Source organism: Streptomyces sp. NPDC012935, assembly GCF_042900345.1.
In the GTDB taxonomy this organism is placed as follows: Bacteria; Actinomycetota; Actinomycetes; order Streptomycetales; family Streptomycetaceae; genus Streptomyces.
In genome coordinates, this window is the sequence record NZ_JBIBBC010000013.1 from 207,175 (window position 1) to 225,827 (window position 18,653).

19 protein-coding genes are annotated in these 18,653 nt (G+C 68.9%); 17 read left to right on the forward strand and 2 right to left on the reverse strand.

Annotated elements, in window-relative coordinates; translation table 11 throughout:
• The first annotated feature begins 71 nt into the window (after positions 1-71).
• From ACFY5C_RS28535 to ACFY5C_RS28545, 3 genes are all read left to right on the forward strand, one after another.
• Positions 72-1,610: a site-2 protease family protein gene (locus tag ACFY5C_RS28535; RefSeq protein ID WP_389449094.1), complete on the forward strand. Its 1,539-nt coding sequence runs from the start codon at positions 72-74 to the stop codon at positions 1,608-1,610.
• Between the two features lie 74 nt (positions 1,611-1,684).
• Positions 1,685-2,587 (forward strand): tRNA (adenine-N1)-methyltransferase, encoded by a 903-nt coding sequence (locus ACFY5C_RS28540; RefSeq protein WP_328882750.1) that lies wholly within the window; start codon positions 1,685-1,687, stop codon positions 2,585-2,587.
• Between the two features lie 295 nt (positions 2,588-2,882).
• Positions 2,883-3,461, forward strand: coding sequence for a hypothetical protein (locus tag ACFY5C_RS28545; protein ID WP_389449096.1), 579 nt, complete (start codon positions 2,883-2,885; stop codon positions 3,459-3,461).
• 58 nt (positions 3,462-3,519) lie between these two features.
• Here ACFY5C_RS28545 and ACFY5C_RS28550 read toward each other — a convergent pair whose 3' ends face one another.
• A complete protein-coding gene (locus ACFY5C_RS28550) occupies positions 3,520-3,825 on the reverse strand; it encodes a ferredoxin (protein WP_389449099.1) in 306 nt (101 codons plus the stop codon).
• 245 nt (positions 3,826-4,070) lie between these two features.
• On the opposite strand from ACFY5C_RS28550, the gene arc reads away from it, so the two are divergent.
• The 6 genes from arc (at position 4,071) to prcA (ending at position 10,300) form a co-directional block, all read left to right on the forward strand.
• Positions 4,071-5,837: a proteasome ATPase gene (gene arc / locus ACFY5C_RS28555; RefSeq protein ID WP_389449102.1), complete on the forward strand. Its 1,767-nt coding sequence runs from the start codon at positions 4,071-4,073 to the stop codon at positions 5,835-5,837.
• A gap of 244 nt (positions 5,838-6,081) precedes the next feature.
• Positions 6,082-7,593, forward strand: a complete 1,512-nt coding sequence (dop, locus tag ACFY5C_RS28560) for a depupylase/deamidase Dop (RefSeq protein WP_389449105.1) — start codon at positions 6,082-6,084, stop codon at positions 7,591-7,593.
• 199 nt (positions 7,594-7,792) lie between these two features.
• Positions 7,793-8,011, forward strand: coding sequence for a ubiquitin-like protein Pup (locus ACFY5C_RS28565; RefSeq protein ID WP_389449108.1), 219 nt, complete (start codon positions 7,793-7,795; stop codon positions 8,009-8,011).
• Positions 8,012-8,055: 44 nt separating this feature from the next.
• On the forward strand, positions 8,056-8,667 hold the full coding sequence (locus ACFY5C_RS28570; RefSeq protein ID WP_389449112.1) for an endonuclease VII domain-containing protein: 612 nt from the start codon (positions 8,056-8,058) through the stop codon (positions 8,665-8,667).
• Positions 8,619-9,464, forward strand: a complete 846-nt coding sequence (gene prcB / locus ACFY5C_RS28575; protein ID WP_389449114.1) for a proteasome subunit beta — start codon at positions 8,619-8,621, stop codon at positions 9,462-9,464. Before ACFY5C_RS28570 ends, prcB begins: the two co-directional genes overlap by 49 nt.
• A gap of 59 nt (positions 9,465-9,523) precedes the next feature.
• The gene (prcA, locus tag ACFY5C_RS28580; protein ID WP_328428858.1) at positions 9,524-10,300 is read left to right on the forward strand and encodes a proteasome subunit alpha; all 777 of its coding nucleotides are present in this window, start codon (positions 9,524-9,526) and stop codon (positions 10,298-10,300) included.
• Between the two features lie 102 nt (positions 10,301-10,402).
• Here prcA and ACFY5C_RS28585 read toward each other — a convergent pair whose 3' ends face one another.
• A complete protein-coding gene (locus tag ACFY5C_RS28585) occupies positions 10,403-11,419 on the reverse strand; it encodes a LacI family DNA-binding transcriptional regulator (RefSeq protein WP_389449117.1) in 1,017 nt (338 codons plus the stop codon).
• A 149-nt stretch (positions 11,420-11,568) separates the two neighbouring features.
• Here ACFY5C_RS28585 and ACFY5C_RS28590 point away from each other — a divergent pair, with 149 nt between their 5' ends.
• The 8 genes from ACFY5C_RS28590 to ACFY5C_RS28625 all read left to right on the forward strand — a co-directional run bounded on the left by ACFY5C_RS28590 (position 11,569) and on the right by ACFY5C_RS28625 (position 18,525).
• Positions 11,569-12,828: an MFS transporter gene (locus tag ACFY5C_RS28590; RefSeq protein ID WP_389449119.1), complete on the forward strand. Its 1,260-nt coding sequence runs from the start codon at positions 11,569-11,571 to the stop codon at positions 12,826-12,828.
• A gap of 9 nt (positions 12,829-12,837) precedes the next feature.
• Positions 12,838-14,199: a Pup--protein ligase gene (gene pafA, locus ACFY5C_RS28595; RefSeq protein ID WP_028801611.1), complete on the forward strand. Its 1,362-nt coding sequence runs from the start codon at positions 12,838-12,840 to the stop codon at positions 14,197-14,199.
• Positions 14,200-14,387: 188 nt separating this feature from the next.
• Positions 14,388-15,371: an FKBP-type peptidyl-prolyl cis-trans isomerase gene (locus ACFY5C_RS28600; RefSeq protein ID WP_389449121.1), complete on the forward strand. Its 984-nt coding sequence runs from the start codon at positions 14,388-14,390 to the stop codon at positions 15,369-15,371.
• A 56-nt stretch (positions 15,372-15,427) separates the two neighbouring features.
• Positions 15,428-15,799, forward strand: a complete 372-nt coding sequence (locus ACFY5C_RS28605; protein WP_351019895.1) for an FKBP-type peptidyl-prolyl cis-trans isomerase — start codon at positions 15,428-15,430, stop codon at positions 15,797-15,799.
• 167 nt (positions 15,800-15,966) lie between these two features.
• A complete protein-coding gene (locus ACFY5C_RS28610; protein WP_328882758.1) occupies positions 15,967-16,920 on the forward strand; it encodes a WYL domain-containing protein in 954 nt (317 codons plus the stop codon).
• 19 nt (positions 16,921-16,939) lie between these two features.
• Positions 16,940-17,968 carry a helix-turn-helix transcriptional regulator gene (locus ACFY5C_RS28615; RefSeq protein ID WP_389449124.1) on the forward strand — a complete coding sequence of 343 codons (1,029 nt, stop codon included), beginning with the start codon at positions 16,940-16,942 and terminating at the stop codon, positions 17,966-17,968.
• A 48-nt stretch (positions 17,969-18,016) separates the two neighbouring features.
• Positions 18,017-18,310: a hypothetical protein gene (locus tag ACFY5C_RS28620; protein WP_389449127.1), complete on the forward strand. Its 294-nt coding sequence runs from the start codon at positions 18,017-18,019 to the stop codon at positions 18,308-18,310.
• A gap of 20 nt (positions 18,311-18,330) precedes the next feature.
• Positions 18,331-18,525 (forward strand): hypothetical protein, encoded by a 195-nt coding sequence (locus ACFY5C_RS28625; RefSeq protein WP_389449130.1) that lies wholly within the window; start codon positions 18,331-18,333, stop codon positions 18,523-18,525.
• Positions 18,526-18,653: the final 128 nt, after the last annotated feature.

Below are 18,653 nucleotides of genomic sequence, written 5' to 3' on the forward strand. Positions count from 1 at the left end.
ACGGCCGCATACCATCGACCCGAGACCCATCCGCCCGGCAGGGCGGAAGACGCTTCGAACGAGGGGACACCGTGGACGAGAGCGGCGGGAGCGGGCAGCCGCGGTCCGGCACCGACGAGTCGACCGAGCGCCGAGCCGACCGTGAGGCCCCGGCCACCGAACCCACACGCCCCGACCCTGCCCCGTCCGACGAGCAGCCCAAGGACGACACGAACGGCACAGGCGAGCGCGGCGACACCCCACCCCGCCCCGCGACACCGACCTCGTCCGGCTCCCGCGAGGAAGCGCGCCCCGCCCCCGGCGACAGCACCGACCCGCACACCCCTGACCGGCACGACGCCGACCACCCGTTCACACAGGCCGCCCACAGCGACCGGCACCCGCACCCCGACACCCACCCCGACCGCCCCCTCGCCCACTCCGGCACCACCAAGGGCCGTCCGCCGCAGCGCCCCAAGGCCCCCCGCGGCGGGCTCCTCATGGGCCGGCCGTTCGGAGTTCCCGTCTACGTCGCCCCCAGCTGGTTCCTGGTGGCCGCCCTCATCACCTGGGTGTTCGGCGGACAGCTCGACCGTGTGCTGCCCGAGCTCGGCGCCGCCCGCTACCTCGTCTCCCTCTTCTTCGCGGTCGCCTTCTACGCCTCCGTCCTCGTCCACGAGCTCGCCCACACCGTCGCCGCGCTCCGCTTCAAACTGCCCGTGCGCCGTATCCAGCTCCAGTTCTTCGGCGGGGTCTCCGAAATCGAGAAGGAGGCCGAGACACCGGGACGCGAGTTCGTGCTGGCCTTCGTCGGACCACTGCTCTCCCTCGTCCTCGCCGGCATCTTCTACGGCGCCCTGCAGGCCGTCGAACCCGGCACCGTCCCCGGCGTCCTGCTGGCCGGCCTGATGATCTCCAACCTGATCGTGGCCGCCTTCAACCTGCTCCCCGGCCTGCCCCTCGACGGCGGCCGCATGCTCCGCGCGGTCGTCTGGAAGATCACCGGCAGGCCGATGACCGGCACCGTCGCCGCCGCCTGGGTCGGCCGCGCACTCGCCGTCTCCGTCCTCATCGGGCTCCCATGGCTCACCCAGTCCGGCGCACTCGGCTCCGACGCCGTGGACAACGTCGGCATGGACACCGTCATGGACGCCCTGCTGGCCGCCATCCTCGCCGCCATCATCTGGACCGGCGCCGGCAACAGCCTGCGCATGGCCCGCCTGCGCGAGCACCTCCCCGACCTGCGCGCCCGGACCCTCACCCGCCGAGCCGTCCCCGTCGAGACGGGCACCCCCCTGTCCGAGGCCCTGCGCCGCGCCAACGACGCCGGCGCCCGCGCTCTCGTCGTCGTCGACGCCGACGGCAACCCCCTCTCCCTGGTCCGCGAGGCCGCCATCGTCGGCGTACCCGAACACCGCCGCCCCTGGGTCGCCGTCAGCGGCCTCGCCCAGGACCTGACCGACGGAATGCGCGTCTCCGCCGAACTGGCCGGCGAGGAACTCCTCGACGCCCTCCGGGCGACCCCCGCCACCGAGTACCTGGTCGTCGAGGAGACCGGCGAAATCTACGGCGTCCTGTCGGCAGCGGATGTCGAGCGCGCCTTCGTGAAGGCCATGGCCCGCCCGAACTGAGCACCGCTCCGCGAAGCAGCGCCCGCCCATTCCCGGTGGTCGGCGGCCCCCCGAAACGCCGGTAGGCTGTTCACATGTCCGAACCGACCGGTGCCGCCCGCAGGCGCGGGCCCTTCAAGGTCGGGGACCAGGTTCAGCTGACCGACCCCAAGGGCCGCCACTACACGTTCACGCTCGAGGCCGGGAAGAACTTCCACACCCACAAGGGTTCCTTCCCGCACGACGAACTGATCGGCGCTCCCGAGGGCAGCGTTGTCCGCACCACCGGGAACGTCGCCTACCTCGCGCTGCGCCCCCTGCTCCCCGACTACGTCCTGTCCATGCCCCGCGGCGCCGCCGTGGTCTACCCCAAGGACGCGGGGCAGATCCTCGCCTTCGCCGACATCTTCCCCGGCGCACGCGTCGTCGAGGCCGGCGTCGGCTCCGGCTCGCTCAGCAGCTTCCTGCTGCGCGCCATCGGCGACCAGGGCATGCTGCACTCCTACGAGCGCCGCGAGGACTTCGCCGAGATCGCGCAGGCGAACGTGGAGCGCTACTTCGGCGGCCCGCACCCCGCCTGGCAGCTGACCGTCGGCGACCTCCAGGACAACCTGTCCGACACCGACGTCGACCGCGTCATCCTCGACATGCTCGCCCCCTGGGAGTGCCTGGAGGCCGTCTCCAAGGCGCTCGTCCCCGGCGGCATCCTGTGCTGCTACGTCGCCACCACCACCCAGCTCGCCCGGACCGTCGAGTCCATCCGCGAGATCGGCTGCTTCAACGAGCCGACCTCCTGGGAGACGATGATCCGCAACTGGCACGTCGAGGGCCTGGCCGTCCGCCCCGACCACCGGATGATCGGCCACACCGGCTTCCTGCTCACCGCCCGCCGCCTCGCCGACGGAGTCGAACCGCCCATGCGCCGCCGCCGCCCCGCCAAGGGCGCCTACGGCGAGGACTACGAAGGCCCCAACGCCGACGGAGGCAACCGCCGCTGACGCGGCCCCGTACCGCGATCAACGTACAAGCGCTGTGGTCGAGTTCCCGGAATACCGCCGGAACTCGACCACAGCGCCTTTCTGTTGGCCCAAAAGCCCACAAAACCACAAGCCAACAAATCCACGAGACGACAACCCGCTGGTCGGAACGCCGCACGACACCCGCACGCCCCCCAAACACCCCCAACCACCACACCGGCACGGGAACTCCACACCCCGCCGTTCCCCCGCACTGTGACGTGTGGCACCATGCTGGCCACCCCCACCGGCACAGCCCTCACAGGAGACGCTCCTAGTGCAGCAATCCGCCGTCCCGGAACTGGCACACACGCACACCCGCCCGATCCACTGGCTCGCCACCGCCACAGCGGTCGCCGGTGTCGTCGCCCTCTCCTCGGTCCTGCAGCCCAACTCGGCGACAGCGGCACAGACAGCCGGCCCGGACGTGAAGAACGCCCCCGCGGCCGTCGCACCCCCCGACCCCGCGAGCGTCGAGTTCCCCCTGGAATGCGGCCCCGTGAAGGCGGTCGTGGTCAAGAAGGCCAGCGGAGACCTCGACGGCGACGGCAGCCCCGAAACCGTGGCCGTCGTGCACTGCGACGCCCCCATGGGCACCCCACCCGACGGCGTCTACGTCCTCACCCGCGGCACCGGGACGGCCGCCCCCCGCGTCGTCGCGACCCTCGTGAACCCGAAGGACAGCACCACCGTCAGCGACCTCGCCGTCCGTGACGAAGCCGTCATCGCCGAACTGCTCACCTACTCGTCCGACGACGTACCGCGGTGCTGCCCCGACGTGAAGGACAGCGCGAAGTGGCAGTGGCAGAACGGCTCGTTCGTCCGCTCGACACCCGCCGGTGCCCACAGCGTCTGACCCATGCCACCGGCACATGTGAGAAATCAGACAGTCGTAACACCCTGTACACGCAAGGTCACTCGGCGTCCGGACCGAACACTTCGACCTTGTCCGAAACGCGCCGCACATGGATGCAGTCGCCCGGACACTCCTTCGCCGAGTCCACGACATCCGTGAGAAGCGGCAGCGGCACGGGCGTTGTGGCCCCCTCGGCCTGCAACAGCTCGTCGTCCAGGCCCTTCACATAGGCCAGACCATCGATGTCCAGCTCGAACACCTCAGGCGCATACTGGGCACAGATGCCGTCACCGGTACAGAGATCCTGGTCGATCCAGACCTCCAGTGCCTGACCCTCGACCCCGGCCGCCTGCTCCACGCTCATCTCTCCTACCGTTCCGTGCGCCGAGCCGGACGGGAATCCGGCCAGCTCTGAAGGGTGTTGAACGCTTCGAGCCTACCTGCGGCGGCTTTCCAATCATGTTCGGTGGGTATTCCCCTGGCGTGAGGGAGAGCGCAAGGGTGAAGATCGGACACACCCCGACAGTCTTTGTGATCTAGGGGTTTCAATCGACACCCACCCAGGTAGGGTCTGGAAGCGTCCAGCTCCCCTTGGAGGAGGTGAGGACCGTGGCAGCCCACGACGACGACATGAACCGCGGCATCCGCCCGGGACGGGGGTCCGACGACCCGGCCGGGCAGATTGCCTACCTTGAGCAGGAGATCGCCGTCCTGCGACGCAAGCTCGCCGACTCTCCGCGGCACACGAGGATTCTCGAAGAGCGGATCGTCGAGCTGCAGACCAATCTGGCCGGCGTGTCCGCACAGAACGAGCGACTCGCCAACACGCTCCGTGAAGCCCGCGACCAGATCGTGGCCCTCAAGGAGGAAGTCGACCGGCTCGCACAGCCACCGGCCGGCTTCGGTGTCTTCCTGACGGCGAACGAGGACGGCACGGCCGACATCTTCACCGGAGGCCGCAAACTCCGCGTGAACGTCAGCCCGAGCGTCGAACTCGACGACCTCAGGCGCGGCCAGGAAGTAATGCTCAACGAAGCGCTCAACGTGGTCGAGGCCATGGAGTACGAGAGCGTCGGCGACATCGTCACCCTCAAGGAAATCCTCGAGGACGGCGAGCGCGCCCTCGTAGTGGGGCACACCGACGAGGAACGGGTGGTACGGCTCGCCGAGCCGCTGCTGGACGTCACCATCCGACCCGGCGACGCCCTGCTGCTCGAACCCCGCTCCGGCTACGTCTACGAAGTCGTCCCCAAGAGCGAAGTCGAGGAACTCGTCCTCGAAGAAGTACCCGACATCGGCTACGAGCAGATCGGCGGCCTGGGCAACCAGATCGAAATGATCCGCGACGCGGTCGAGCTCCCGTACCTCTACCCCGACCTGTTCAGGGAGCACGAACTGCGGCCGCCCAAGGGCGTCCTCCTGTACGGGCCCCCCGGATGCGGCAAGACACTCATCGCCAAGGCCGTCGCCAACTCGCTGGCCAAAAAGGTCGCCGAAGTCACCGGCCAAGCCCAGGGCAAGAGCTTCTTCCTCAACATCAAGGGTCCCGAGCTGCTCAACAAGTACGTCGGTGAGACCGAGCGGCAGATCCGCCTCGTCTTCCAGCGTGCACGCGAGAAGGCCAGCGAGGGCACACCCGTCATCGTCTTCTTCGACGAGATGGAATCCCTCTTCCGCACCCGCGGCTCCGGTGTCAGCTCGGACGTGGAGAACACCATCGTCCCCCAGCTGCTCGCCGAGATCGACGGTGTCGAAGGCCTGCAGAACGTGGTCGTGATCGGCGCCTCCAACCGCGAGGACATGATCGACCCCGCCATCCTGCGCCCCGGCCGCCTGGACGTGAAGATCAAGATCGAGCGCCCGGACGCCGAGGCCGCCAAGGACATCTTCGGCAAGTACCTCACCCAGCGCCTCCCGCTCCACCCCGAGGACGTCGGTGAGCACAGCGGCGACAAGGCCATGACGGTCCAGAGCATGATCCAGACGGCCGTCGAGCAGATGTACGCCGAATCCGAGGAGAACCGCTTCCTGGAAGTCACCTACGCCAACGGCGACAAGGAAGTCCTCTACTTCAAGGACTTCAACTCCGGAGCCATGATCGAGAACATCGTGGGCCGCGCCAAGAAGATGGCGATCAAGGACTTCCTGGAGCACAACCAAAAGGGCCTGCGCGTCTCCCACCTCCTCCAAGCATGCGTGGACGAGTTCAAGGAGAACGAGGACCTGCCCAACACCACCAACCCCGACGACTGGGCCCGGATCTCCGGAAAGAAGGGCGAGCGGATCGTATACATCCGCACCCTCATCACCGGAAAGCAGGGCGCAGACACCGGACGCTCCATCGACACGGTGGCAAACACCGGTCAGTACCTGTAAAAGACAGGGCGGCTGCGGGTGCCCCCACCGGGTACCCGCAGCCGACTGTTTTTCCGGCCACCGCCGGAACAAAGGCGAGCAACGCAATGACGCAAATGATCTCCCCACCAGCGCAAAGGCGTTCTAGGCTCTTCGGTACCGCCGAGTCGCGCAGTGCGGGGACGGGCACCGCACACGCACCGGAGCGCCAGCGGTACTTGAGCGGCGCCCCCGACCGAGGGCGCCGCCGGGCAAGGAGGGCCGCATGACTGTACGGCGAGTAATGGGCATCGAGACGGAGTACGGGATCTCCGTCCCCGGCCACCCCAACGCCAATGCCATGCTCACCTCATCCCAGATCGTCAACGCCTACGCGGCGGCGATGCACCGGGCCCGCCGGGCCCGCTGGGACTTCGAGGAGGAGAACCCGCTGCGGGACGCGCGAGGCTTCGACCTCGCCCGCGAGGCCGCCGACTCCAGCCAGCTCACCGACGAGGACATCGGCCTCGCCAACGTCATCCTCACCAACGGGGCACGGCTCTACGTCGACCACGCACACCCCGAATACAGCGCCCCCGAGGTCACCAACCCCCGCGACGCCGTCCTCTGGGACAAAGCAGGCGAGCGGATCATGGCCGAGGCCGCCGAGCGGGCCGCCCAGCTGCCCGGCGCCCAACCCATCCACCTCTACAAGAACAACACCGACAACAAGGGCGCCTCCTACGGCACGCACGAGAACTACCTGATGAAGCGGGAAACCCCCTTCTCCGACATCGTGCGCCACCTGACGCCCTTCTTCGTCTCCCGCCAGGTCTTCGCCGGCGCCGGCCGCGTCGGCATCGGCCAGGACGGCCACGAACACGGCTTCCAGCTCAGCCAGCGAGCCGACTACTTCGAGGTCGAGGTGGGCCTCGAGACCACCCTCAAACGCCCGATCATCAACACACGCGACGAGCCGCACGCGGACGCCGAGAAATACCGCCGCCTCCACGTGATCATCGGCGACGCGAACCTGTCGGAGATCTCGACGTACCTGAAACTGGGCACCACCGCCCTGGTCCTGTCGATGATCGAGGACAGCTTCATCGCGGTCGACCTCGCCGTGGACCAGCCCGTGCGCACACTGCACCAGGTGTCGCACGACCCGTCACTCAAACGCCTGATCACGCTCCGCAGCGGCCGCACACTGACCGCTGTACAGCTCCAGATGGAGTACTACGAGCTCTCACGCAAATACGTCGAGGAACGCTTCGGCGCCGACGCCGACGAACAGACCAAGGACGTCCTCACCCGCTGGGAGGACACCCTCAACCGCCTGGAACGCGACCCCATGAGCCTCGCCGGCGAGCTGGACTGGGTCGCCAAGCGAGAACTCATGGAGGGCTACCGGCGCCGCGACGACCTCGACTGGGACGCCGCGCGCCTCCACCTCGTCGACCTCCAGTACGCCGACGTACGCCCCGAGAAGGGCCTCTACAACCGCCTCGCGGCCCGCGGACGCATGAAGCGCCTCTTGGACGACAACGAGGTCGAGAGGGCCCGCACGAAGCCGCCGGAGGACACGCGCGCGTACTTCCGCGGGCGCTGCCTGGAGCAGTACGCCGACGACGTCGCCGCGGCCTCCTGGGACTCGGTGATCTTCGACCTGCCCGGCCGGGACTCCCTCCAGCGCGTCCCAACCCTCGAACCGCTTCGCGGAACGCGAAATCACGTCAAGGAGCTCCTGGACCGCTGCCGCACGGCGGAAGACCTGGTCAGGGTCCTCTCGGGCAACTGAGGGGTACTCGGGCGGTATCAGCTGGACGTCGGCCGAGCAGGGTGGAAAACCCGGCGTCCGGGAATCATCGAGATGGCCCCCGTACGTTGGAGAAACTGCGGGGCCGATGTCAGACCCGGCTTGTAGGGTCTGATCATCACCGATCGGCAGGAAAGCCGACCTGTCGACCATGTCGGGCGAACTGAGCGGGGTGAGGGATATGGCAACCAAGGACACCGGCGGCGGACAGCAGAAGGCCACACGTTCCACCGAGGAAGTCGAGGAGCAGACCGCGGAGACGCAGGCTTCCGAGGACCTCAAGGAGCGGCAGGAGAAGCTGAGCGACGACGTCGACTCGGTTCTGGACGAGATTGACGACGTACTCGAGGAAAATGCCGAGGATTTCGTGCGCTCATTCGTGCAAAAAGGCGGCGAGTGACGGGTATCGAGCCGCTTTGGCCTTCGAAGTGAAGGTGGCGGGGGATGAGGGTGGCTGGGGATCCGAGCGCGAAACAATGCACGGGCTGCAAGCGAGACTTGCCCTCCGAAGCATTCGCACGGGACAAGAACCGGTGTGATGGACTTCAGGTGCGGTGCCGGGAGTGCGTGGCGGAGTACAGCGCAGCGCACTACCGGCGCCGTCGGGAAGCCATGGGGAAGCCGGTACGCGAGAAGGTGGATGTTCCGGCCGGGCACAAGCTCTGCCGGACGTGCGGTGAGGTCAAGCCGCACAAAGAGTGGCATCGCAACGCCACTGCATCCGACGGTCTGTCGACACGGTGCAAGGCGTGCCGGGCCATCCAGGGGCGGCAGGGCCATCTGAAGCGCCAGTACGGCATCACAGAAGCCGAGCGCGACGGGTTGGTGGCCTCTCAAGGCGGCGTCTGCTGCATATGTTTGGCGGCTCTGCCGGAGCATGTGGATCACTGCCACGAGACGGGTAGGGTCCGTGGCGTACTGTGCTTCAGCTGCAACGCTGCACTGGGGCAGTTCAAGGATCGGCCCGACGTCATAAGGCGGGCTGCTGCATACGTGGAAGGAATCGCGTGGAAGCCAACACTCGTAGCACCGGGCGTCTACCAGCTGCCTTCCTGACGCCTGGGTCGTCCTCCTTCATGGACTTTCTCTCCGAGCACCAGCCCGAGATGCTGCCCGGGAACCGTCAACTGCCGCCCACGCAGGGCGTGATCGAGGCGCCGCACGGCACGACCATCGTGTCCGTGACGTTCCCGGGGGGCGTCGTGCTGGCGGGTGACCGGCGGGCGACCATGGGGAATGTGATCGCCCAGCGCGACATCGAGAAGGTTTTTCCGGCCGACGAGTACTCGGCCGTCGGTATCGCCGGCACCGCCGGCCTGGCCGTGGAGATGGTGAAGCTCTTCCAGCTGGAGCTGGAGCACTTCGAGAAGGTCGAGGGCGCGCAGCTGTCGCTGGAGGGCAAGGCGAACCGGCTGTCGACGATGATTCGGTCCAACCTGGGCATGGCCATGCAGGGGCTGGCTGTCGTGCCGCTCTTCGCGGGGTATGACGTCGACCGGGAGAGGGGGCGGATCTTCTCCTACGACGTGACCGGTGGTCGTTCCGAGGAGCATGGGTACGCCGCCACCGGCTCCGGTTCGATCTTCGCGCGTGGCGCCATGAAGAAGCTCTTCCGTGAGGACCTGAGCGAGGCCGAGGCCACGACGCTTGTGGTGCAGGCTCTGTACGACGCGGCTGACGACGACTCGGCGACCGGTGGTCCCGATGTGGCCCGCCGGATCTACCCGATCGTCACCGTGATCACCGAGGACGGTTTCCGTCGACTGGGCGATGATGAGTCGTCCGAGATCGCCCGTTCCATCCTGGCGCGGCGTCTGGAGCAGCCCGACGGCCCGCGGGCTGCGCTGCTGTAGCGGCGGTTCGGTCTTATCAAGGTGGTCCTGTGACTTCGACAGAAAGGGACGGATAACCGGTGTCGACGCCGTTCTATGTCTCACCCCAGCAGGCCATGGCCGACCGGGCGGAGTACGCCCGCAAGGGCATCGCCCGTGGCCGCAGCCTGGTCGTGCTGCAGTATGCCGATGGCATCGTGTTCGTCGGCGAGAACCCGTCCCGTGCGCTGCACAAGTTCAGCGAGATCTATGACCGGATCGGTTTTGCGGCCGCCGGTAAGTACAACGAGTACGAGAATCTGCGGATCGGCGGGGTGCGGTATGCCGATCTGCGTGGTTATACCTATGACCGTGATGATGTGACGGCGCGTGGTCTGGCCAATGTCTACGCCCAGACGCTGGGCACGATCTTCTCTTCCGCGGCGGAGAAGCCGTACGAGGTGGAGCTGGTCGTCGCCGAGGTCGGTGAGACGCCTGAGGGTGACCAGATCTACCGGTTGCCGCATGACGGCTCGATCGTGGACGAGCACGGTTCGGTCGCGGTCGGCGGTAATGCCGAGTTGATCAGCAATTATCTGGATCAGCGTCATCAGGACGGTGTGAGTCTCGCCGAGGCGCTGAAGCTGGCTGTCCAGGCGCTGTCGCGTGAGTCGAACGGCACGCAGCGGGAGATCCCCGCGGAGCGGCTCGAGGTCGCGGTGCTGGACCGTACGCGTCCGCAGTCGCGGAAGTTCAAGCGCATTGTGGGCCGTCAGCTGGCCCGGTTGCTGGCGGCCGAGGGTGCGGCCACCGAGGCCGAGAGTGCCGACAACGGGGAGGACTCCGATGCGGAGGACTCCGGCAGTTCCGAGGAGTAGCCCGACCACCGACCTCACCGAGGGGCAGTCCCGACCTCGTTCTTCGCCCGTACTGTGCCCCGGCCGCCCGCTCGGCCGGGGCACAGGCGTTCACGGGGGCCTTCAGGGGGCGCTGGGTGGCGCTGTGGAGCCCCGTACGACGAGCTCGACCGGAATGTCGCCCTCCTCGGGTTCGCGGCCTTCCAGGACCGCCAGGAGGGCCTGCATGCCGCGTTCCCCGAACAGTTCGGCGTCCAGGCGGACGGTGGTCAGCTCGGGGTCGATGGCGGTGGCGAGGGCGAGGTCGTCGAGGCCGGTCACGGAGATGTCGTCGGGGATGCGCAGGCCGAGTCGGCGTACGGCCTTGTAGGCGCCGGCGGCGAGTTTGTCGTCGTCGCAGATGATGGCTGTGGGGCGGGGGCCCTTGGCCGAGAGGGCCGTCTCGGCGGCGGTGCGGGCGCCGTCGATGGAGATGGGTGCGCGGACGGTGAGCAGCGATGTGCCGGGCACCTCGCCGATGCGTGTGGCGAGCTCACGTGCCCGTACGTCGAAGGTCCAGGAGGGCACGTCGGCTGCGAGGTGCAGGAAGCGGCGGTGGCGGAGGCGGAGCAGGTGATCGGCGACCTGCCGGACGCCGTCTGTGATGTCGAGGTTCACCGTCGCGGCCCCGAGGCTGCCGTCCGGGTCGCTGTCGAGCATGACCAGGGGGAGCTGGTCGCCGCGGATGGCGGTGAGGGCGTCGGCGGCCATGGAGGAGGCGATGACGCCGTCGAGGGCTGCTTGGGCGGAGGCGAAGGGGTCGCGGGCGGGGCCGATGCCTTCGGGGGAGGGGTAGAGGACGACGCCGAATCCGTGGTGGGCGGCGACGCGGGCGGCGCCGGTGTAGACGCCGGCGAAGAACTCGGTGGTGAGGGCGGGGACGACGAGGAGGACGGTGCGGGTGTGGCCGAGGCGTAGGTTGCGGGCGGCGAGGTTGGGCCGGTAGCCGAGTTCGCGGGCGGCCTCGCGGACGCGTTCGGCGGTGGCCTCGGAGACCCGGCCGCGCCATTTGTCGCCGAGGACGAGGGAGACCGCGGCCTGCGAGACGCCCGCCGCCTGGGCGACGTCCCGGCTGGTGGGGCGGGTGCTGCCGTGTGCCACCGTCGGTCTGCTCCCTTGCTTCCGGTCGTTCGCCTCCGGGCGTTGCTGCCCTGCGGCGCGCTTCGCTGTCTGGACTGGTGAACAGCGCACATGGTACGTATGACGAAGGACGTTATACGTAAAACTTATCCGGAGGGGCGGCGCTGCCGATGACCGGCGCATACCTGGAGGTCCTCAGGGCGAGGCATGCCGCCCGGCTGCTCGTCGGCACGCTCATAGGCCGGCTGCCGAACGCCGTGGCCGCGCTCGCCATCGTGCTGTTCGTGCGCGCGGAGGGCGGCTCGTACAGCATGGCCGGTGGCCTTGCGGCGGTGTACGGGGTGGCCAATGCCGTGGGGCAGCCGCTGCTCGGGCGGCTGGTGGACCTGTACGGGCAGCCGCGGGTGCAGTTGCCCGCCGCCGTCGCGTCGGCGCTCGCGATGGGTGTGTTCGCCTTTGTGGGCCTCGGTCCGCTGCCGCTCGCGTATGCGGCCGTGGCCGCCTCCGGACTGTTCACGCCGCCCCTGGAGGGCGGTCTGCGGGCGCTGTGGTCGTCCGTCCTCCACAAGGAGGGCCAGGTGCACACGGCGTATGCGATGGACGCGGTGGCCCAGGAAGTCATGTTCACCATCGGTCCGTTGCTGCTCACGCTGTGCGCCTCGCTGTGGTCGGCGCAGGCGGCGCTGCTGATCCTGAACGTGATCGGGGTGCTGGGAGCCCTGTCGGTGGTCGTGTCGCAGCCCTCGCGTGCGTGGCGGTCGGCGCCGCGTGAGGCGCACTGGCTGGGTGCGCTGCGCTCGGCCGGGCTGCTGGCGCTCCTCGCGGCGTTCCTGTTCGTCGGCGTGGCGATGGGGTCGATCGCGGTCGCGGCCGTGTCGTACGCGGACGACCACGGCGGTGACGTGGTGTACGGCTGGCTGATGGCGGGTCTGGGGCTGGGTGCGCTCGTCGGGGGCATGGTGTACGGGGCGCGGCAGTGGGGCGGTGAGCCGGCGCGGCGACTGCGGTGGCTGGTGGCGCTTCTGGCGGTGTGTTACCTGCCGCTGACGCTGATGCCGGGTGTGGTCGGGATGACGCTGCTGGCCGTGCTCGCGGGGGTGTTCCTCGCGCCGTGCATCGCATGTGCGTTCGTGCTGGTGGACCGGCACGCGCCGCGTGGGACGGTCACCGAGGCGTTCTCCTGGCTTGTGACGACGTTCACCGTGGGTGCGTCGGTCGGAACGGGCCTGGCGGGGCCGGTCGTCGAGGCGGGCGGGGCGCTGTGGGGGTTCGCCGTGCCGGGGGCCGCGGGAGCCGTGTCGTTGCTGGTCCTGTTGGCCACGGGGAGGGTCCTTGCAGCTCCCGCCAGGGGTGCGGTTGTTGCGGCTTCATCGGAAAATGATCCAAACCGTGCTGTCGAACCCCGTTTCAGCTCAGGGGATCGGGCGTAATGTTCAGTCATGGACCGCCGCATTTTCGGGCTGGAGAACGAGTACGGCGTCACGTGCACGTTCAGGGGACAGCGCCGCCTGTCGCCTGACGAGGTGGCGCGGTACCTCTTCCGCCGTGTCGTGTCATGGGGCCGTAGCAGCAATGTCTTTCTGCGAAACGGCGCCCGCCTCTATCTCGACGTGGGCTCACATCCGGAATACGCGACACCCGAATGTGACAACGTGACCGAACTGGTCACCCACGACAAGGCCGGCGAACGCATTCTGGAAGGACTCCTGGTAGACGCGGAACGACGCCTGCACGAGGAGGGAATCGCGGGCGACGTCTACCTCTTCAAGAACAACACCGACTCGGCGGGCAACTCCTATGGCTGTCACGAGAACTATCTCGTCGCACGGCACGGGGAGTTCTCCCGGCTTGCGGACATTCTGATCCCGTTCCTGGTCACCAGGCAGCTTCTGTGCGGTGCCGGCAAGGTGCTGCAGACCCCGCGGGGCGCGGTGTACTGCGTCAGTCAGCGGGCCGAGCACATCTGGGAGGGTGTCTCCTCGGCGACGACCCGCTCCCGGCCCATCATCAACACCCGCGACGAGCCGCACGCGGACGCCGAGCGCTACCGGCGCCTGCATGTCATCGTGGGCGACTCGAACATGTCCGAGACGACCATGCTGCTCAAGGTCGGCGCGACCGATCTGGTGCTGCGCATGATCGAGGCGGGCACGGTGATGCGTGATCTGACCCTGGAGAACCCGATCCGGGCGATCCGCGAGGTCAGCCATGACATCACCGGGCGGCGCAAGGTGCGCCTGGCCAGTGGCCGGGAGGCATCGGCGTTGGAGGTGCAGCGCGAGTACTACGAGAAGGCCGTGGACTTCTGCGAGCGCCGCGGCATCCGTACGGGCACGGTCGAGCAGGTCCTGGAGCTGTGGGGCCGCACGCTGGACGCGATCGAGGCCGAGGACCTCGACCGGATCGGTACCGAGATCGACTGGGTCATGAAGTACAAGCTCATCGAGCGGTACCGGGCCAAGCACAACATGACCATGTCGCATCCGCGGGTCGCGCAGATAGACCTCGCCTACCACGACATCCACCGCCGTCGTGGGCTGTACTACCTGCTGGAGAAGAAGGGTCAAGCAGCCCGTATCTGCAACGACTTGAAGATCTTCGAGGGCAAGTCCGTGCCGCCGCAGACCACGCGGGCCCGGCTGCGCGGCGACTTCATCCGCAGGGCCCAGGAACAGCGCCGTGACTTCACGGTCGACTGGGTCCACCTCAAGCTCAACGACCAGGCGCAGCGCACGGTGTTGTGCAAGGACCCGTTCCGTTCGGTGGACGATCGGGTGGAGAAACTGATCGCCGGTATGTGAGCGGGCCGTGGCCGTCTCGGCTGCGTCCCGTCCAGAACGCCCGGTGCCCGCAGGTGGCGACGCCTGCGGGCACCGGGCGTTTCCTCTGCGGGGAGGGCGGGCGGCGTGTCGGGCGACGACCGGTGCCGAGCGCATGTTCGTCGTAGAGTGGCGGCCATTGCCCGCCACCCCCGAGCCCAGTGGGACTGATGAACTACAACACGAAACGCCGCGTCGCGGCGCTGCTGGCCGTTCCCGCCCTGTTGTTCACCGCCGCGTGCGGATCGGACGGCGACAGCAGCGACGGGGGAGAGTCGGCAGGGGTCGCCCAGGTCGACGGCAAGGTCGGGGAGAAGCCCAAGATCTCCGTGCCGAAGGAGGGCGACCCGTCCGGGAAGACCGTGGTCGAGACGGTCTCGGAGGGCAGCGGAACCGCGATCAAGGCGTCCGACTTCGTCCGCCTGGACTGGACCGTCGAGAAGTGGGGCGAGGACCAGGAACTGGGGGGCACCTGGGCGGCCACGGCGACCGGTGCGAGCACGCCGCGCAGGCAGTCCGTCGAGCAGATCGGCAAGCCGAGTCAGCAGCTGCCGGAGAAGGTCCTCGACGCGGTCAAGGGGAAGAAGCCGGGCAGCCGGGTCCTCGTGCAGGGCACCGCGGGTGATCTGATCGGCGAGTCGCTGAACCCGTCCTCCGGCATCAACCAGAAGGACGTACTGATCTGGGTGGTCGACGTGGCCGGTGCCGGCACCGTCGACGCCAAGGGTGAGGCCAAGGGCGAGCAGGCGGCCACGGAGGCCGGCCTGCCCGAGGTGAAGGCCCCGTCGCAGAAGGCGGCGACCATCACCATCCCCAAGAACACCAAGGCCCCCAAGGACCTCAAGGAACAGGTGCTGATCAAGGGCGACGGCAAGAAGGTCGAGGCCGGCCAGGGGCTTGTGGCCCAGTACACCGGGGTCAAGTGGGAGGACGGCAAGAAGTTCGACTCCTCCTGGGACCACGGCGGCGCGACCGCCTTCCAGATCGGCACCGGCTCCGTCGTGCCAGGCTGGGACAAGGGCCTCGTCGGCAAGAACGTGGGCGACCGGGTGCTGCTGGTGATCCCGCCCTCCCTCGGCTACGGCTCCAGCCCCAACAGCGAGCTGTCCAAGAACACACTGGTCTTCGTGGTGGATATCCTCGACGTCGTCTGACCGAGGTGTCCGTGAGGTCGTTTCGCGACCCAGGTCACGCAACAAGGAGTGATGAAGTGAGCATCGACAAGCCCGAGATCGACTTCCCGGGCGGCGAGCCCCCGGCGGACCTCGAGATCAAGGACATCTGGGAGGGCGACGGCCCCGTCGCGCAGGCGGGTCAGACCGTCACCGTGCACTACGTGGGTGTCGCCTTCAGCACGGGCGAGGAGTTCGACGCCAGCTGGAACCGCGGTACGCCGTTCCGCTTCCCGCTGGGTGGCGGCCGCGTCATCAAGGGCTGGGACCAGGGTGTGCAGGGCATGAAGGTCGGTGGCCGCCGCCAGCTGACCATCCCGGCCCACCTCGCCTACGGCAACCAGAGCCCGACCCCGGCGATCCAGCCCGGCGAGACCCTGATCTTCGTCGTCGACCTGCTCGGCGTCTGATCGTCGCGTCCGGCCGGCGTCCGGCTCGTCGCGTCTGATCGGAGTGCGACCGGACCCGACTACCTGGGGCCCATGCCTGTCCGGGCATGGGCCCTCGGCTTTTGCCGGGCCACCGTGGGGCGGTAGGTTCATCGGTCGTAAGCACCATAGGGAGGCGAAGGGCGTCGATGGCCATTGCCAAGGCCGAGCGGCTCATGAATTTGGCGCTGTGTCTGCTCGGGACGCGGCGGCCGCTGAGCAAGCGCGAGCTGCGTGAGTCCATCGAGGCGTACCTGGAAGCCGGGTCCGACGACTCCTTCAACCGGATGTTCGAGCGCGACAAGGACGACCTGCGCGAGCTCGGCCTGGTCATCGAGACCGTCGAGAATCTCGACGGCGAGGTCGGCTATCTCGCCCGCCGCGACAGCAACCGCCTGCCGCCCATCACCCTCGACGCCGAGGAGGCCGCCGCTCTGGGCCTGGCCGCCAAGGTGTGGCAGCAGGTCCGCCTCGCGGGCGCGGCCAGCGGCGCTCTGCAGAAGCTGCGCGCGGCCGGCCTGCCGGAGGACGTCGATCCGTACGAGGCGCACGGCGCCCTGGAGCCCCGTATTCCGGTGCACGAGGCGGCTTTCGAGCCGCTGATGCTGGCGTGCCGCGACCGGCGCCCGGTCGTCTTCGACTACCGCAAGGCCACCGCCGCCCGCCCCGAGCCCAGGCATGTCGAGCCGTGGGCGCTGGAGTGCTGGCGCGGCCACTGGTATCTCGCGGGCTGGGACCGGGACCGCGGCGCCGAGCGCGTCTTCCGGCTGTCCCGCATCACGGGCAAGGTGCGCTCGCGCGGCTCGCGGTTCACCGCGCCGGTCCCCGACGTCGTCACCGTCCGGGAGACCGTCATGAGCTGGGCGGGGGAGACCGCCGACCGCTCCGCGCGGATCCGGCTGCGCACGGACGCCGGTTACCCCCTTCGGGCGAAGGCCACCTCGGTCCGGGAACTCGGGGACGGCTGGGACGAGTTGGAGATTCCGTACGGCCACGGGCTGGATGCCTGGCTGGTGGAGTTCGGGCCGGATGTGGTGGTCCTGGAGCCCGCGGAGCTGCGGGCCGACGTGGTGGACCGGCTGCGTGCCGTGGCCAAGGGCTGAGGGGGAGCGGAGCGACACAGTGGCAGGCAAACCGGTCAGGCCCGTCAACGCCATCGACCAGACCCGGAGGATGCTCTCCCTGGTGACGTATCTCCGGGAGCGTCCCGGCGCCCGCGTCGAGGACGTCGCGCGTGCCTTCGGTATCTCCGAGGACGAGCTGGTCTCGGACCTGGACGTGCTGCCCATGTGCGGCACCAGCTTCCGTGGCGGTGATCTGCTCGACATCGACACCGACGGCGAACGCATCTGGTGGCACAACCCCGCCGCCTTGGCGGCAGAAGCGGCCGAGCCGCTGCGGCTCGCCGCCGACGAGGCGACCGCGCTGCTGGTGGCGGCCCGCGCGGTTTCCACGTTGCCCGGACTGCGCGAGAGCGACCGGCAGGCGCTCCTGCGGGCGACCGCCAAGGTGGAGGCCGCGGCCGGGGAGGCGGCCGGCGCCAGCTCCCGGCTGTCGGTGACCTTCGAGTCCGAGGGCGGTGTCTTCGCCGACGTCGACCGTGCGATCTCCGAACGTCGCCGGCTGTGGATCCGCTACTACTCACCGGCCCGCGACGAGGTCACCGAGCGCGAGATCGACCCGATCCGCCTGGTCAGCGTCGGCCACACCTACGTCGAGGCCTGGTGCCGGCGCTCCGAGGCGCGCCGCACCTTCCGGCTCGACCGGGTCGCCGAGATCAAGATCCTGGACGAGCCGTCCGCGCCGCCCGAGATCGAGCTGCGGGACCTGTCCGAGGGGCTCGTGCAGCCTGCCGCGGAGGACCCGGAGGTCGTGGTCGAGGTCGGCCCGGGCGGGCGCTGGGTCGCCGAGTACTACCCGCACGACAGCGCCGATGAGCTGGCCGACGGCGGGCTGCGTATCACCCTGCGCACCCCCGATCCCACGTCGCTGCGGCGCCTCGCACTGCGGCTCGGGCGCGACGGCCGGATCGTCTCACCGCAGGCGCTGGCCGACAGCGCCCGGCAGGCGGCCCGCGAGGCGCTCGCGGCGTACGACGGGGCCGAGGTGCAGGACGAGCACGGGACGCACCGGGTTCACGACGGCCAGTAGGACAGCGCCCCCGAAGGCGAGCGACCACGAAGAAGGGGAGCAAGGGCTTTGAGCGAGTCGGCGACGTCCGGTGCGGTGGGAATGACGGCGGCGTCCGCGTTCGCCGGGATGAGAAGCGTGACCCCGGTGAAGTTCAAGGCGGGCTGCCCGGACTGCCGGGGCCGCTTCGAGCTCGCCGCGAGCGCGCTGCGCCTCGCCATCGGCGCGAGCAGCCGTACGACGTTCTACTCGTTCACCTGCCCCGAGTGCGGCGCGTCCGTCCGCAAGCCGGCCGGGGAGCGGATCGTCGAGCTGCTGACCGGCGGCGGGGTGAGCACCCTGCGGCTGCACTCCACGCTGTAGGACGGTCTAGGCTCGGCGTCATGTTCTGGCCGATGTTCGCGGTAGCTGTGGGGTTTCTGGGTCTCGCCGTTCTCGGTGTGCTCGCCGTTCGGGTCTTCCTGGAGGCGCAGCGCCTCGGCCGGCAGGTGACGGACTCCGCGCGGCGCATCAGCAGGGCGGCAGAGGACCTGGAGCGGGCGAGCGTGAGCGCCGCTCGGGCCGTGGACACGCTCTGACCCCGCCAAGGATTGGGTGTGAGTCCCTCCCCGCATGCGTTTTGGGCCACTTCGCCCTGTCAACTTGACGTCCGGGACAGGTACGCTGCTGGTCGCGGCCCGGAGAACGAGGCCCGGTCCGCGGACAG